Genomic DNA, 15,691 nt, shown 5'->3' on the forward strand with positions numbered 1-15,691 from the left:
ACCCGCCCTTGACAGGAACTCTGCCCTCGCCTGGAGTAAGGGCGGGTCGTGGGTCAGTGCTCACCTGATTGGTGTGACTGTTTCTATGCGGGTGATGTCCGCTGGTGATGGGTACAAGTACTTGCTGCGTACCGTGGTTGCGGGGGATGGTGACCGGTCGTTGTCTACGCCGTTGACTCGGTATTACGCGGAGGAAGGTACTCCGCCGGGTCGGTGGCTGGGTGCCGGAGTGCGTGGGCTGGGGGATGGGCGGATCGGTGTCGGTGATGAGGTCTCTGAGGCGCAGCTTCAGCTGCTGGTGGGGATGGGCCGTGACCCGGTCACCGGTGAACCTTTGGGGACGGCGTATCCGCAGTACAAGTCCACCAGCCAGAGGATCGAGGCTCGCATCGCCGGCTTGGACCCGGGTTTGGGTCCGGCTGCCAGGGGTGAGGCGGTAGCGGGGATTGAGGCCGAGGAAGCCGCTCGCAAGGGCCGGCGTGCGGTGGCGGGTTTCGATTTCACGTTCTCGGTGCCGAAGTCTGCCTCGGTGTTGTGGGCGGTGGTTGATGCTGGGACTCAGGCGTTGATCGCTCAGGCTCATCATGCTGCGGTTGCAGAGGTGGTTGCATTTATGGAGTCAGAGGTTGCAGCTACCCGCACGGGCGCAACCGCAGGGGATGGGGCAGTTGCACAGGTCGATGTCGCCGGACTGATTGCCACTGCCTATGACCACTACGACTCCCGGGCTGGCGACCCGCATTTGCATACCCATGTGGTGGTTTCCAATAAGGTCCAGACGGTGCTGGATGGGAAGTGGCGCTCCCTCGACGGACGACCCCTGCACGCCTCTGTGGTTGCCTTGTCGGAGATGCATGAGGCGATCTTCGCCGATCACCTGAGCCGGATGCTCGGAGTCGCGTGGGAGTCACGGGACATGGGCCGGGACCGTAACCCCTCTTGGGCCATCACCAGCGTCCCCGAAGACCTCGTGGGTGAGTTCTCGACCCGCAGTAGGCATATCGACGCCGAGACCGACCGACTCATCGAGAACTACGTCACCGAGCACGGTAGGCGGCCTGCTCCGGCGACGATCATGAAGCTGCGCGCCCAAGCCACCCTGAGCACCCGGCCAGAGAAACAGGTCCGCTCCCTTGCCGAGCTGACCGATGACTGGCGTGCCCGGGCGGCCAGTGTGTTGGGTGAGGACGCCACCGCCTGGGCCTCCAGGACCGCCCACCACAACCCTGCACCTCAGTTGCTGCGGGCTGACGATGTGTCCCTGGATGCCGTCAGCCAGCTGGGTGAATCTGTGGTGGCGGTGGTCGGTGAGAAGCGTTCGACCTGGCGGCGCTGGAACCTCTACGCCGAAGCCTCCCGACAGACCATGGGACTACGGTTTGCCAGCACCGAAGATCGCCACGCCATCCTGGGCATGATCACTGACGCCGCCGAGAACGCCTCCCTGCGTCTCACCCCGCCCGAGCTGGCAGTCTCGCCGGTGGTGTTCCGCCGAGACGACGGCACCAGCGTCTTCCGACCGAAACATTCCACTGTCTTCTCCTCCGAAGACCTCCTGGCCGCAGAAGACCGCCTCCTAGAACGGGCACGCACCCTCACCGGCCCGACAGTGGACATGGCCACGGTGGAGAAGATCACCAATGGTCCTGATCGTCAGGGGCGTCGGCTCGGACCAGATCAGGCGGATGCTCTGGCGAGGGTGGCGGTCTCCGGGCGGGTGCTGGATGTGTTGGTCGGGCCTGCCGGGGCAGGCAAGACCACCGCCCTAGGTGCCCTCCGCCAAGCCTGGGAGACCGAGCACGGCAAAGACTCCGTAGTTGGCCTCGCGCCCTCAGCTGTGGCCGCCCGGGTGCTGGCCGAAGACCTGGGAATCGCTACAGAGAACACGGCGAAGTGGTGGGACAACCACACCCGTCACGGTGAGTCCTTCCATGCAGGCCAGTTGGTGATCATCGACGAAGCATCCCTAGCCGGAACACTGACCCTGGACAGGATCACAGCCCACGCCGCAGAGACCGGGGCAAAAGTGCTGCTGGTCGGTGACTACGGGCAGCTGCAATCCGTCGATGCTGGTGGAGCGTTCTCCCTGCTGGTCAACGACCGCGACGACACTCCTGAGCTGGTCGATGTCCACCGATTTACCCACCCCTGGGAGAAGACCGCCTGCCTTGCGCTACGGCACGGGCAGACCAAGGTGATTGATACCTACCTGGACCACGACCGGATCAGCGAAGGCGACGCAGAAGCGATGGCCGATGCTGCCTACACCGCATGGCGTACCGACCGGCACGCAGGTAAGTCTTCGGTACTGGTCGCCGAGACTCGGGAACAGGTGGCGATGCTCAATGCCCGCGCCCGAGCCGACCTGATCCTGGATGGCACCCTGAAACCCGGCCCCGAAATCACACTCAACGAGGGCACCCAGGCCGGTGTCGGCGACACGGTGATCACCAGACGCAATGACCGAAGGCTGCGCACAGGACGTGACTGGGTCCGCAACGGAGACACCTGGACGATCAGCGACATCCGCGGCGACGGCTCGGCCACTGTGCGCAAACACGGCCGCAGGTTCGGTGGGGCAATCGTGCTGCCCGCCTCCTACGTCGCCGAGCACCTGGACCTGGGGTACGCCGTCACCGCCCACCGAGCACAAGGACTCACCACCGATACCTCCCATGTGCTGGTGGAGCCGACCACGACCCGGGAAAACTTCTATGTCGCCATGACCCGAGGCCGAGAAGCCAACCGTGCCTACGTCGTCCTCGACCAACCTGATGAACACGCCGCACCTCACCCGGGGACGAATCCTGATGCCACCGCCCGGACAGTGCTCTACAGAGTGCTCCAACACTCCGGTGCTGAGCTGTCGGCACACGAGACGATCACCGCCGAGCAAGAGACCTGGGGGTCGATCGCTCAACTGGCGGCCGAGTACGAGACAATCGCCGCCGCAGCACAACACGACCGATGGGCCAGCCTCATCCGCACCAGCGGACTCACCCCCGAACAAGCCGATGAAGCGATCACCTCCGAGGCCTTCGGCCCACTGGCCGCCGAGCTACGCCGTGCGGAAGCCAACCACCATAACCCCGAAACCCTGCTCCCACGGCTGGTGAAAGCCAAGGGATTGGAGGATGCCGAGAATGTTGCTGCGGTGCTTCACCACCGGGTGGCTAGGGCCACTGCACGCCCGGCAGGATCAGGCCGCACCCGTAAACCACCTCGCTTGATCGTCGGACTGACCCCAGCCGCTGAGGGGCCGATGGATCAGCAGATGCGGCAGGCGTTGGAAGACCGCCGCGACCTCATCGAAACCCGCGCCACCACCATCCTGGACACCGCGCTCCAAGCCGGCGAACCGTGGGTCAAACAGCTCGGCGACCCGCCTAAGGACGCGCGGGGGCAGCGGCAGTGGCATCGAGTGGCCCGCACCGTGGCTGCCTACCGCGACCGATACCAGATCACCAGCACCCACCCCCTGGGTACCGAACCGGAGACCATTGCGCAGAAGATCGACCACGCCAGAGCCCGCACCGCACTCCACCAAGCCCAGCAACTGACCAGCCCCGGCCAGGAGCCCCGACGGCAGACTGTGGACCGCTCCGCAGCGGGCCGCAACCTATGACCGGGCCCGCGGCGCACAGGAACGTTCCTTTTTGACTCTGTCCCTCTAGACCAATTTCACCTTCTTACGATGACGTTTACCGCCTCGAGGCAGCTCCACGAGTCCCTCATTTCTTAGTCGCTCGAGAAGGGAGGTGATGGACTCGGTCCGGGGCACATCAAATTCATGCCCGGAAGCTTGATTGAAGCCCTCGAACCCGTCGTCTAGTTTCCCAAGAATCCGTATGACATCGTCGCTGCTGATTTCCTGACCCAACTGAGCGAGTTGCCATACGACGTGCTGTGCCTCCGAAGCATACGGTGCGATCCGTTCCACTTCCGCCAGAGGAAGCGACATCTCCTTCGCATGTGCAAGGCCTCCAGCTTCCTTGAGGCCCTCCGAGTCGTCATCTTCCACAAAGGTTTTTAGCTCGTTCAGGATCCTCATCTTAGTTTTGACCGGCACGCGAGGTTTGCGGAGTAACTCCGCAGCATGACCGCCAACAAGCTCCGGGGAGAGAAATTCGGCCGCTTTCTCAGACACTTCGAAAGCTCTAGCTACTGCACCCCATCCTGCTGTGGCGAAGTGTTCGAATGTTTCAGCGGTGTCGGGAACGAGGCCTGCCTCTAAGAGTTCAGCTAGAAGATCGTCCTCTTGCGGTTCGACCTCGGCCACGGGGAGTTCATCAGGCTGGGGTTCCGGAATGATTTGTAGAGCCAGTGAGACACGAACTTTAGGACTGAGGAACGTAGCTGCGTTCAGTATGAGGACTAGGAGCTCCTGTAAGAGCTCTGCGTCCGTAGCCTCCAAGTTCTCCATTTCAACGGGAAGGTCGTCTTCGCCTGCTAGAAGGACTTGTGCGAGATTCCTATCGAATCCACGTTCATTCGAGTAGGTGAGCAAGTTGGCGGGGCTGGGGCTCATGCGTCGTGCAGCCGCAACGCTAGGCCAGGTTGCCTCTGGCAGCTTACTAATAGTTGGCAACGTCGCCTCCGGAGCGCTACTCCGCAGTACCGTGTTGATCTGGTCACTCGACCATCCCTCATGCTGGTCGATGAGGACCTCATGCAACGTTTCTGCAGACTGCACAACGTACGGGGTCACGGGGTCTTCCTCCACCACCCCGAAGTATGTGTCAGGATCTTGCTGGATGCGCTGCCAGACTGGATCGCTGATGCGCACCTCGTCCAGGGCCACCGGATCGTTGTTATTGAGACTCAGAGCAACTCGCAGGTTTTCGGCAGTGAGGACATACAGGTGTTCATCAATTAGGAGCTTACGCAGCCCCTTGGCTATGGGTTCCAAAGCCGGCACGCGTAAGTCAAGGGTTTTCGTAATGGAGAACATGACGTTCGTTCTCTTGGGCCCGTGTTCTTTAGTGAATGCTGTAAGTGTGGAGTGGCGTTCCGCGATCAGGTCTGTCACTTGGGTGCCGAATCTGTAAGAAGCAGCATCTCTCGCGTTCCGTAAAGCTGCATCAAGGAGAGAGGACCGGGTCTCTTCATCAGAGACAGTGTCCGGTAGGGCTAATCGATCAAACAAGCCACGCCATGGATGTTCTGCCAGGAAACAGACCAGGTCAGTTTTCCGGACTGATGGTTCATTGAAGAAGGCCTTCAGGAAGACGCGAGGGTCGTCCCCTTGTTCAGCGGCGACGAATGCCGATAGGTCCCGTGCTAATGCAGGTTCGTTTTCGAGCATGTAGTTCACAACTTGAACGTTGAGTGCGCTGCGTGAGCTGGCAAAGCCTTCCGGTGCTTGCTGAAGCACATTTGATACCGCGTCTGGAGTTGTGAACTCGAAATCCACGAGCATTTCGTTCGGCCAGACGCTGTTTCGGAAGAAATTTGCGACGTCTACACCAAGGAAGTCACCGTAGAAGGTTGCCGAGTATTCGGCGTAGTAACGGTTTATGAAGCCTCGTCGCACGAGCTGACGTGCAAGGTCCGAGTGCAGGGTCCGTTCAATGTGTCTGTCAAAAGTTGACTCTTCAAACGTGAACCGTGGGTCTTGCGCTAAGGCCTTATAGTCGGCACCACGCAATTCAGCTATATCGGCATCGATCTGTGCGCGCTGTCTATGGAGTTCCTCAGGCTCGGGTTCGCGCCACTGGTTTGGATCTAAACCATCTGGGAACAAGGTCTTTAGATGTGCTGACTCCAGATCGACGGTTTTTTTGACTGTTGCCCCTGAGAAGCCGCGCTGGGGAACTTGGAACTCCGCTGACAGCGCCTGAGCTTGGGCGGCCCTTTCCCAGAAGCCTCGGCGCTGTGCATCTGCGATCTTATAGCTCTGCTCGCCGATTACGAGCTGTTGAAGCTCGCCTGGCATGACTGAAAGCAGTGCCTTGAGCCGTTCACCTAGATTGTCAGCAATGGTGTCCTGCTTGTGTTGAAGCTCATTGACGCGATGTAGATCACGTCTACGGTTCTGCAGCGTGTCAATTGAGAAGCGGACCAATTCTTGACGCTTCCCTTCCAGCACATCCAGGGCACTTCCTCGGTGGGGGAGTGCTTCGAAGTCTGCCGGGTGGAAGTTCTTGTAGACGACAAGAGCGAATAGGTCGTCTGGTTCCATACCAGGCGCTGGTCTTTCAACCCACAGAAGTCGTTGAGCGAAGACCACGAACTCATTGCAGATATTGATCAGCAGACGCATGTCCGTGGCATTACGAGCGACCAGGTCCAAGAGTTCGCGGCTGATCGAGGTGTTCTCGGGGAGGCTCTTCTTCAACTCTTTACTGAGCAAGTCTCGAGCATTGCTATGAGATAGAAAGGGAACAACTGGAATGACGATCTCGAAAAACTTAGTCCTGTTGGCCCGCTCGACAGCGCTCCTGGCCTTATCGTTGACAGTCAGCGAACCATCGGACTCAGGTGCCCTAGACGTCGCTCTTGAGTTGTCTTCGTCACTGGGTTCTTCAGTTTCGTCACCTCCTGTTTGCTGGTCTTTGCCGAGGCGCTCGAAGAGACTGTCCTTGATTGCATAGACGAATCTGAGTGGACGATCTTTCCGCTTCATCCAATGGGCGGAAGTGTTAATCAGAGTATTCAGCTCACGTAGCGAGTCGAAAATCTGTGGCTCATCGAATCGATCAAGGTCCTCGAAAACTACTATGTCAGGTTCTGTCTCCTCGAAGAACGCCATGATTTCGTCCAGGTACTCATCGAAGTATGAGTCTGTTTTCTTATCGAATGAGATGGAAGTGCCACTCGTGGAGAACTGGGAGACACCGCGGTTGCCAAGCACCCAGCGTCCAGCCGAAGTAGCAGCGAGAACGATTAGTGCGAACATGAGCATGGACCAGAGTTCATCGGCATCGCCAAATACACCCGATTCTGGCCTGAGGCCGAAGAGCCAGAGAGTCCCGCAGAGAATGATCGTGACCACAAATGCCTCGCCGACGGCGCGTTGTGGCGTCAGCTCTCTTGTGCGAGCGAAGCGCGAATGCTTGATCTCACCAGGCGCGGCACGATACACGAGTTGTTTGACAAGCTCCTTTTGAATCCGATTCGCCAGGTGCTCATCGTCGTCATTTCCGAGAGTATTGATACTGATGCGCAGAATTTTCTGAGGCTGGTGGGAGCTCGTTTCTGGGTTTTCCTCGTTAGCTGCCTCTTGGTTTTCAATGAAACGGTCTAAAATGCTGGACTTTCCAGAACCGTAACGACCGGTCAGCGCGATATTTTTGTTTCTCGGATCGCGAACTGCGGCCTCAAGGTGCTCGACGTAGGAGGCGTGTTTTTCCTTGTCATATGCGGGAGCGAGTGATCGAAGCTCAGCCTTCTTGGGGTGCGCCACAGCTTCTTGCTGGCGTGCATGATCTACTGAGGTATCCCTTGAGGACTCTTCATCCGGGGTGTTCGCGCCATTCCTCATCATTATTCAAGTATGGCTGAGGGGGTAGGTGCCTTCGGGACAAAGTCGACGCCAGCTCCTGGCGTGTTCCAGTAGTGATCACGGTTGCTGGGTTGCGACCCCATTGCAACCAAGTGCACTATTCGCACGATCTTGAGATAGGTGACGTGAGACTTGTCGGCGACGACCACCCTGTCGCTGGTGCCGGCCTCATTGAGTTCAGTCACGATTTGGCTCACGGTGGATACCCGGTATCCCAGGTCAGCGTGTACCTGTGTTCGTGGCAAAGGATGATGCAGTCATCCCAATCACTCTGCCCCGTCTGACCATGGCGTACCAGGACCGGAGTCCATACCGTCCAGAACCTTCTGGCGAAGGGCTCGGTGGTGGCTCTCGTATCGTTCGCGGTCCTTCCGCACCAACTCGATGAGGTACTCCTCGGCGGAGGCATAGTCGCCGTGGACTGTGCGACGGTCGATGTAGGCATGGAGCTCATCAGGAACCGAGACTTGCAACGTTGCCATATAGCTACTGTAGGGCCATGCTGTTGTCCTGTCAGTCGGCCAGGTATCCCGTTTGAGGATTGATCTCTGCCAGGAATCGACGGATCGCCTCTTCGTGCATATCGTCGTCGAACTCCTGTGTTGAAGAGGCACCTATCTCGAAGCCGTACTCAGGATTTCGCCCGGAGATCCACTCGTAGGAGTAGGTGTTCGGACTGCGACGACGGATGGAGAACGTCTCGCCGTCCACAGTCATCCTGTGTTCCTCTGTCACGTCAATATCCTGGCATGAAGGCATCTCCGATCCAGCCCCCTAGATTCCGAGGACTTCGCGGATTCCTATGCCGCACATGTCGTCCACGCTCTCCCAAGGGGAGACCGTGGATGCCGGGAGGGGTACAAGCCGTTTGCTGAGTTCATAGAAGTCAGCTCACTGGGGGAGTAGACTCCAAATGCGTGATAGAACTCCACTCTGACAGCCAGATGCTGTTCCTTCCCACGAGTGGCACACAGGAGGCACAAGCAAACAGTGCCCCCTCAGGAACCGCGAGATTCAACCTCGTCCAAGTCGTCCGGCAAGAACTGGGACTTCTAGAGCGAATCTCCTAGTTTTACAGCCGACCTGCAGAAACCTGCAGATCCGGGCCTTTTTCGTTGTGACTTCGAGGTCGGGGGTGAGCTCATCGAGTGGGCCCTCACTCACCCTGTGCTGCGAAGGCAGATAGGAGAGTGGCCTCGATGAAACGGGGGGCATCATCTGGGTCAAGGCGAACGGCGAGAATCTCCTCCGCGGCACCATTGAGCACCACGTGGGTAGTGGTGAGCAGCCAGCTCACCGGCAGATCGTTGCGAAAAGTGCCTTCTTGCTGGCCTCGTACCAGTAGGCCGCGCATGCGCGCCTCGGCTTTCTCGTGCAGTTCACGAATACGGCCCGCGGACAGCTCCTTCTGCGCCGTGGCCAGCAGAGCCCGGGACTGGTCAACGAACACCCAGCTGGATGCGAGCAGCCGTTGGAAGGCCGTACGGGCGTCGCCATCCAAGGGGATCTCACTGAGCACCTCTTCAGCACGTTCAAGACTATCCACCAAGGCGGCCTCGATCAGCTCTGCCCGAGTCTGGAAATGCCCGTACAGCGTCATGCGGCCCATCCCTGCCTCGGCGGCGATATCAGCAACAGAGACGTCAGGGTTCTTGCGGATTGCCATCACTGTCGCTGCCAGAATTTTGGCCCGGTTCCGTTGCGCGTCAGCCCTCTGATTAGCGGCGCGCGCCGAGGTCGCAGGCCTGTGAGCAGTGGCACCTTCTCCTGCACTTGTGGCCATCGCAATACACCCCCTCATCAACTCGTATCCAAGTGTATGAGATAGTTTATCTGTTATATCTCGTACATACATGATCGACTTAAGGGTCGTGCCACTTGACCTGGCGGTCTCAGATTGTTTCCACGAAGCTCTCGCAGGTCTTGGCCAGCCGCATCCTGTGCGTCCATGCGATGGCGAACTCCTGTTGACCCATACCCCCTATGGGTATATGTTCGACATGTAAGTCGTACATGGTTGAAGGAGTTTCGAGTCATGGCAGCAACAGCTGAATTTCAGGTGACCGGGATGAGCTGCGGACACTGCGAGCGCGCGGTCCGCACTGAGCTCTCCGAGATCGACGGAGTGACCAGCATCGAAGTCAGTGCCCGGACCGGTCGACTAGCGGTGACCGCCGAACAGTCTGTCGATGATGCTGCGGTGATCACCGCCGTCGATGAGGCTGGCTACACCGCCGTGAGGAGCTGAGCATGAAGGCCCCCGCGCGGCTGGGCCTGTACGGGCTGACTCTCCTGACCGTGTTTGCTGTGTCTGGTGTCACGGCGAACACAGTCATCGACGAAGACACCGTGCAGGCCTGGACGGAGGAGACACCAGATGATCACGACGGACAAGGAGACGGTGAGATGAGCAGCGGTGGCCAAGAGCGCCATGCGGCTGATTCGGCTCCTCCGGGTCTCGGCTTGACCCATGACGGCTACCAGCTCACAGAGGTCAGCAGCCCGACGGAGATTGGCATTGAGGGTGAGCTGAGCTTTGCGGTGACCGGACCCGACGGAGAGCCGGTGACCAGTTATGAGCTCGATCACGAGAAAGAGATGCACCTGATTGTGGTGCGCTCCGACGGGCAGCACTTCCGGCACGTGCACCCTGAACGTGATGAATCGGGCACCTGGTCGACTCCCTGGGAATGGGATGCGGCAGGTACCTATCGGATCTTCGCCGACTTCTTGCCGGAACAGGCGGGGGAGGGTCTGACCCTTTCTGCGACGAGGGAGGTAGCCGGTGATTACGACCCGGCACCAGCTGATCAGCCAGTCACCGAGACGACGGTGGACGGATTCGACGTGGTCGTTGAAGGCGACCTGATCGCGGGCGAGGCAACGGAGCTGACGATGACCATCAGCCGCGACGGCATGCCAGTGGCCGAACTTGAGCCCTACCTCGGTGCATTTGGGCACCTGGTCGCCCTGCGCGATGGCGATCTGGCTTATCTGCACGTCCACCCCCACGACGATGTTCCGGCCAGCGACGAGACCGCCGGTCCGGAGATCGTGTTCGAGGCAGCTGCTCCGACGCCCGGTCGGTATCTGCTGTACCTGGACTTCCAGGTCAACGGTGAAGTCCATACCGCGTCGCTGGTCATGGACACGACCACCGACACCGGTGGTGGGGAGACAGAAGACCGGGATGGGCGCGATGAAGAAGGAGATGATCATGACCACTGAGAGCACCCGCACCGAGGTCACTCTCACCGGCGTTGAGCTGAAGATCGGCGGGATGACGTGTGCCTCATGTGCGAACCGGATCGAGAAGAAGCTCAACAAACTCCACGGTGTCGACGCGAGCGTGAACTACGCCACCGAGAAGGCAAGCGTCACCGCCCCCGAGGGCTACGATCCGGAGTTGCTGATCGCGGAGGTCGAGAAGACCGGCTACACCGCTGAGCTGCCGTCTCCGGACAGGAACACCTCCAGCGGCCCTGCTGGTGAGGGTGAGTCCTTCGAAGATGCCGAGCTCCGAATGCTCAAACAGCGCTTGATCGGCGCGGCCGTCCTCTCTGTGCCGGTGATCGCGATGGCGATGATCCCGGCTCTGCAGTTCGACTACTGGGGGTTTGCCTCCCTGGTGCTGGCGGCTCCGGTGGTGGTGTGGGCCGGGTGGCCGTTCCACAAGGCCGCCTGGGCGAATCTCAAGCACGGTGCAGCCACCATGGACACACTGATCTCAGTCGGCACCGTCTCTGCGCTGATCTGGTCGATCATCGCGCTGTTCTTCGGCACCGCCGGCCAACCGGGTGTGGTCCACCCCTTCGAGCTGACGATTTCACGTTCCGACGGGCTTGGGCATATCTATCTTGAGGTCGGCGCCGGAGTGATCACCTTCATCCTGCTGGGCCGCTACTTCGAGAAGCGCTCCAAACGCACTGCCGGAGCAGCCCTGCGCGCTCTGCTCGAGATGGGTGCGAAGGAAGTCACGATCCTCCGCAACGGCCCTCAGGGAGAGAAGACTGAGCACCGAGTCTCCACTGACGAGCTTTCCGCGGGCGACGAGTTCGTGGTCCGACCCGGTGAGAAGATCGCCACCGATGGGGTGATCACCTCGGGGCGCTCTGCGATCGACGCCTCGATGCTCACTGGTGAGTCGGTCCCGGTCGAGGTTACCGTCGGTGACCCGGTGACGGGCGCCACGGTGAATGCCGGCGGCCGTCTGGTGGTCAAGGCCACCCGGGTCGGTTCGGACACCCAGTTGGCGCAGATGGCCAAAATGGTCGAAGACGCCCAGTCCGGCAAGGCCGAGATTCAGCGCCTGGCCGACCGGGTCTCCTCGGTGTTCGTGCCTGTGGCCATCGCGGTCGCGGTTGCGGCCTTGGGCGCGTGGCTCATGGCCGGGTTCCCGGTCAGTGCCGCCTCCACCGCGACGGTTGCGGTGCTGATCATCGCCTGCCCCTGCGCACTCGGTCTGGCCACCCCCACTGCGCTGCTGGTCGGCACCGGACGCGGAGCCCAGATGGGCGTGCTCATCAAGGGTCCAGAGATCCTGGAATCGACCCGCAACGTCGACACCATCGTGCTCGACAAGACCGGCACCGTCACCACCGGGAAAATGACCCTGACGGATGTCCTGACCGGTGAGGGCGTGAGCCGTGATGAGCTGCTTCGTCTGGCTGGTGGCCTGGAGGACTACTCTGAGCATCCCATTGCTCAGGCGATCGCCGCCGCGGCCGCCGCACAGGTCGGCGAACTGCCCACCCCGGAATCCTTCGAAAACGTCGAAGGCAAAGGTGTCCAGGGCGTGATTGAGGGGCACGCCGTGCTCGTTGGTCGTGAGACGCTGCTGGCCGACTGGTCGATGCGCCTGGACGACAACCTCACAGCGGCAAAGGAGGCCGCTGAGCGCGAGGGCAGGACTGCGATCGCCGTCGGCTGGGACGGCAAGGCACGCGGTGTGCTGGTTGTCTCTGATCAGATCAAGCCCACCTCCGCTCAGGCCATCGCCCAGTTCAAGGAGCTGGGGCTGTCACCGGTGCTGCTGACCGGTGACAACCAGGCCGTTGCAGAGCAGGTCGCCGCAGAGGTCGGCATCGACCGGGTCATCGCCGAGGTGCTGCCCAAGGACAAGGTCGACGTCGTCACCCGACTCCAAGAGGAAGGCAAGGTCGTGGCGATGGTCGGAGACGGTGTCAACGACGCGCCAGCACTGGCCCAGTCCGACCTGGGACTGGCGATGGGGACCGGCACCGACGTCGCCATCGAAGCTGCTGACATCACCCTGGTCCGCGGCGATCTGCGGGCCGCCGCCGACGCGATCCGCCTGGCGCGCAAGACGCTGCGCACCATCAAGCAGAACCTGTTCTGGGCGTTCGGCTACAACACCACTGCGATCCCCATCGCAGCTTTCGGCCTCCTCAATCCGATGCTGGCTGGAGCTGCGATGGCATTCTCCAGCGTCAGTGTCGTCACGAACAGCCTGCGGCTGCGCAGGTTCAAGGCCAAAGCCAACCAGCACATCACCCCAAACCCCTCGAGGACCGCGCCGACTTCTCAGCCAGTCAACGCCGACCCCTCGTCGTCAACACCACAGAAGAAAGGACTGCAGAAGATGACTGCGCACGACCACAAAACCGACAACCACCACGACCACAGCCATGGGGCTGCTTCTGGCGGCTGCAGCGGCCACGCACCCAAGACCGAGGACCTCGCTGCCGTGAACAGCGCAGACGTCACCGAGTGCCTAGTGATGGCCGGTACTCCCGTGATCAAATCCCAGGCAGAGGACGAAGGTCTCTACCGCGACTACAACGGCGAGCGTTACTGGTTCTGCTGCGCGGCCTGCGGCCCGCTCTTCGACGCCGATCCGGACCGCTACATCATCGCCGCCTGATCGGCAGGGAGCCGGATTCCCCCTTTACGAGAAGCGGGAAACAAACGAGGGCAGATCAAACGAACAGGAGCAACGAGACCGGTATGAACGACGAACACAGTCACAGCGGTGGGCACACGATGCACAACGATCGGTCTGAGCATGCCGACCATCAGCATGATCACGCTGGGCGCCATGAGCACGGCGCCGCTGGGTCGCAGGGCCATCATGGTCATGCCATGCATCAGGAGGGGCACGCACAGCACGATCATTCCGGCCACGGCGGGCACGAGGGTCATGGTGATCATGTGGGCCAGTTTCGGCGGCTGTTCTGGATCATGCTGGTGCTGGCGGTGCCGGTGGTGGGGTTCAACGAGATGTTCGCTCACCTGCTGGGCTACCCTCTTCCCGAGGCGGGGTGGGTCTGGTGGATCTCCCCGGTGCTGGGCACGGTCATCTACCTCTGGGGCGGGTGGCCCTTCCTCACCGGCGCGGCCTCCGAGATTCGTTCCGGCAAGCCGGGGATGATGCTGCTGATCGGCCTGGCGATCACCGTGGCGTTCATCGCCTCCTGGGGCGCGAGCCTGCATCTGCTGGATCATGAGCTGAACTTCTGGTGGGAGCTGGCGCTGCTGGTGGTCATCATGCTGCTGGGCCACTGGATCGAGATGCGCTCCCTGGCCAAGACCTCCTCAGCACTGGACTCGCTGGCCGCGCTGCTGCCGGACGAGGCAGAGAAGGTCACCGATCACGGCGTGGAGAAAGTCGCCCCGGCTGAGCTGCTGGTCGGTGATGTGGTGATCATCCGGCCCGGGGCATCGGTGCCTGCTGATGCCCAGATCGTCGAGGGTTCGGCAAGCATGGATGAGTCCATGGTCACCGGTGAGTCCCAGCCGGTGCGCCGAGACCCCGGCGAGCAGGTCGTCGCTGGCACGGTGGCCACCGACTCCGGCATCCGGGCACAGATCACCGCCACCGGTGATGACACCGCCCTGGCCGGGATCCAACGCCTGGTCGCAGATGCCCAGGCCTCCTCCTCCCGGGCCCAGCGGATCGCAGACACCGCCGCGGGCTGGCTGTTCTGGTTCGCGCTGGGCGCCGCGCTGATCACCGCCGCGGCCTGGAGCCTGCTGGGCATGCCCGATGCCGCGGTAGTACGGACCATCACCGTCCTGGTCATCGCCTGTCCCCATGCCCTGGGCCTGGCGATCCCGCTGGTGGTCTCCATCGCCACCGAACGCGCCGCCCGCGGCGGAGTGCTGATCAAAGACCGGCTGGCACTGGAATCGATGCGCACCGTGGACGCGGTCCTCTTCGATAAGACCGGCACCCTGACCAAGGGCGAGCCCACCGTCACCGGCGTTGAGCCCGCCCAGGGCCACACCGAGGACCAGATCCTGGCGTGGGCGGCCGCCGCCGAGTCCGACAGCGAACACCCCCTGGCCCGAGCCATCCTCGGCGCCGCCAGCACCCAAGCCCTGTCGATTCCGCAAGCACGAGACTTCTCCTCCTCCCCAGCGGTCGGGGTCAAGGCCACCATCAACGACGGTGAATACGACATTGTCGTTGAGGTCGGCGGCCCCTACCTGCTGGAACAGCACAAGACCGAGGAGCTGCCCATCGCCGATCAGTGGAAGGACGAGGGCGCGATCATCCTCCACGTCCTAGCCGACGGTGAGGTCATCGGGGCACTGCGCCTAGCCGATGAGATCCGGACTGAGTCCAAAGCCACCGTCGAAGCCCTGCACACCAACGGTGTCCAGGTGGTCATGATCACCGGAGACGCCCAAGCCATCGCCGACACCGTCGCCTCAGAGCTGGGCATCGACCGGGTCTTCGCCGGAGTCCGCCCAGAGGACAAAGCCGCCAAAGTCCACCAGCTCCAAACTGAGGGACAGAAGACCGCGATGGTCGGCGACGGCGTCAACGACGCCCCCGCCCTGGCCCAAGCCGATGTCGGCATCGCCATCGGAGCAGGAACCGATGTAGCCATCAGCTCAGCAGGAGTCATCCTCGCCAGCTCCGACCCACGCTCAGTACTATCAATCTTCGAACTCTCCCAAGCCAGCTACCAGAAGATGAAGCAGAACCTCTGGTGGGCCGCCGGATACAACCTCGCCGCAGTCCCCCTGGCCGCAGGCATCCTGGCACCCATCGGATTCGTACTGCCCATGAGCATCGGCGCAATCCTCATGTCAGCCTCCACCATCGTCGTCGCACTCAACGCCCAACTGCTCCGACGACTCGACCTCACCCCGGAAGCAAGCACTGCCAAAATCCTCGGCCGCTCCTGAAACGGCCTGGGCCATACGAATCAGAAAGGA

Annotated in this window: 10 protein-coding genes; 5 read left to right on the top strand and 5 right to left on the bottom strand. The window is 61.3% G+C overall.

The genetic code is table 11. The features are described 5' to 3' along the window. The first annotated feature begins 85 nt into the window (after positions 1–85). A complete protein-coding gene (mobF, locus tag FWJ47_RS08030; RefSeq protein ID WP_147109185.1) occupies positions 86–3,625 on the top strand; it encodes a MobF family relaxase in 3,540 nt (1,179 codons plus the stop codon). A 45-nt stretch (positions 3,626–3,670) separates the two neighbouring features. Here mobF and FWJ47_RS08035 read toward each other — a convergent pair whose 3' ends face one another. From FWJ47_RS08035 to FWJ47_RS08050, 4 genes are all read right to left on the bottom strand, one after another. Beyond that, a complete protein-coding gene (locus tag FWJ47_RS08035) occupies positions 3,671–7,486 on the bottom strand; it encodes a YobI family P-loop NTPase (RefSeq protein WP_147106586.1) in 3,816 nt (1,271 codons plus the stop codon). Positions 7,487–7,770: 284 nt separating this feature from the next. Then, a complete protein-coding gene (locus tag FWJ47_RS08040; protein ID WP_147106589.1) occupies positions 7,771–7,986 on the bottom strand; it encodes a ribbon-helix-helix domain-containing protein in 216 nt (71 codons plus the stop codon). Positions 7,987–8,017: 31 nt separating this feature from the next. Next, complete coding sequence (locus tag FWJ47_RS08045) at positions 8,018–8,239, bottom strand: hypothetical protein (RefSeq protein ID WP_147106592.1); 222 nt, start codon at positions 8,237–8,239, stop codon at positions 8,018–8,020. A 421-nt stretch (positions 8,240–8,660) separates the two neighbouring features. After that, a complete protein-coding gene (locus tag FWJ47_RS08050) occupies positions 8,661–9,170 on the bottom strand; it encodes a TetR/AcrR family transcriptional regulator (RefSeq protein WP_246126217.1) in 510 nt (169 codons plus the stop codon). A gap of 369 nt (positions 9,171–9,539) precedes the next feature. Here FWJ47_RS08050 and FWJ47_RS08055 point away from each other — a divergent pair, with 369 nt between their 5' ends. From FWJ47_RS08055 to FWJ47_RS08065, 3 genes are read left to right on the top strand one after another with little or no spacing between them, the layout of a single operon-like run. Continuing rightward, a complete protein-coding gene (locus FWJ47_RS08055; RefSeq protein WP_147106600.1) occupies positions 9,540–9,752 on the top strand; it encodes a heavy-metal-associated domain-containing protein in 213 nt (70 codons plus the stop codon). Positions 9,753–9,754: 2 nt separating this feature from the next. After that, positions 9,755–10,732, top strand: a complete 978-nt coding sequence (locus FWJ47_RS08060) for a heavy-metal-associated domain-containing protein (protein WP_147106604.1) — start codon at positions 9,755–9,757, stop codon at positions 10,730–10,732. Continuing rightward, the gene (locus FWJ47_RS08065; RefSeq protein WP_246126218.1) at positions 10,722–13,388 is read left to right on the top strand and encodes a heavy metal translocating P-type ATPase; all 2,667 of its coding nucleotides are present in this window, start codon (positions 10,722–10,724) and stop codon (positions 13,386–13,388) included. The genes FWJ47_RS08060 and FWJ47_RS08065 overlap by 11 nt, the downstream gene beginning before the upstream one ends. Here the strand turns inward: FWJ47_RS08065 and FWJ47_RS12275 are convergent. After that, on the bottom strand, positions 13,370–13,675 hold the full coding sequence (locus tag FWJ47_RS12275) for a hypothetical protein (protein ID WP_246126355.1): 306 nt from the start codon (positions 13,673–13,675) through the stop codon (positions 13,370–13,372). The two genes, FWJ47_RS08065 and FWJ47_RS12275, sit on opposite strands and share 19 nt — an antisense overlap. 30 nt (positions 13,676–13,705) lie before the next feature. Between FWJ47_RS12275 and FWJ47_RS08070 the strand changes: the two genes are divergently transcribed. Further along, positions 13,706–15,661 carry a heavy metal translocating P-type ATPase gene (locus FWJ47_RS08070; protein WP_425466007.1) on the top strand — a complete coding sequence of 652 codons (1,956 nt, stop codon included), beginning with the start codon at positions 13,706–13,708 and terminating at the stop codon, positions 15,659–15,661. Positions 15,662–15,691 lie beyond the last annotated feature (30 nt).

This window comes from Nesterenkonia populi, assembly GCF_007994735.1.
GTDB lineage: Bacteria > Actinomycetota > Actinomycetes > Actinomycetales > Micrococcaceae > Nesterenkonia > Nesterenkonia populi.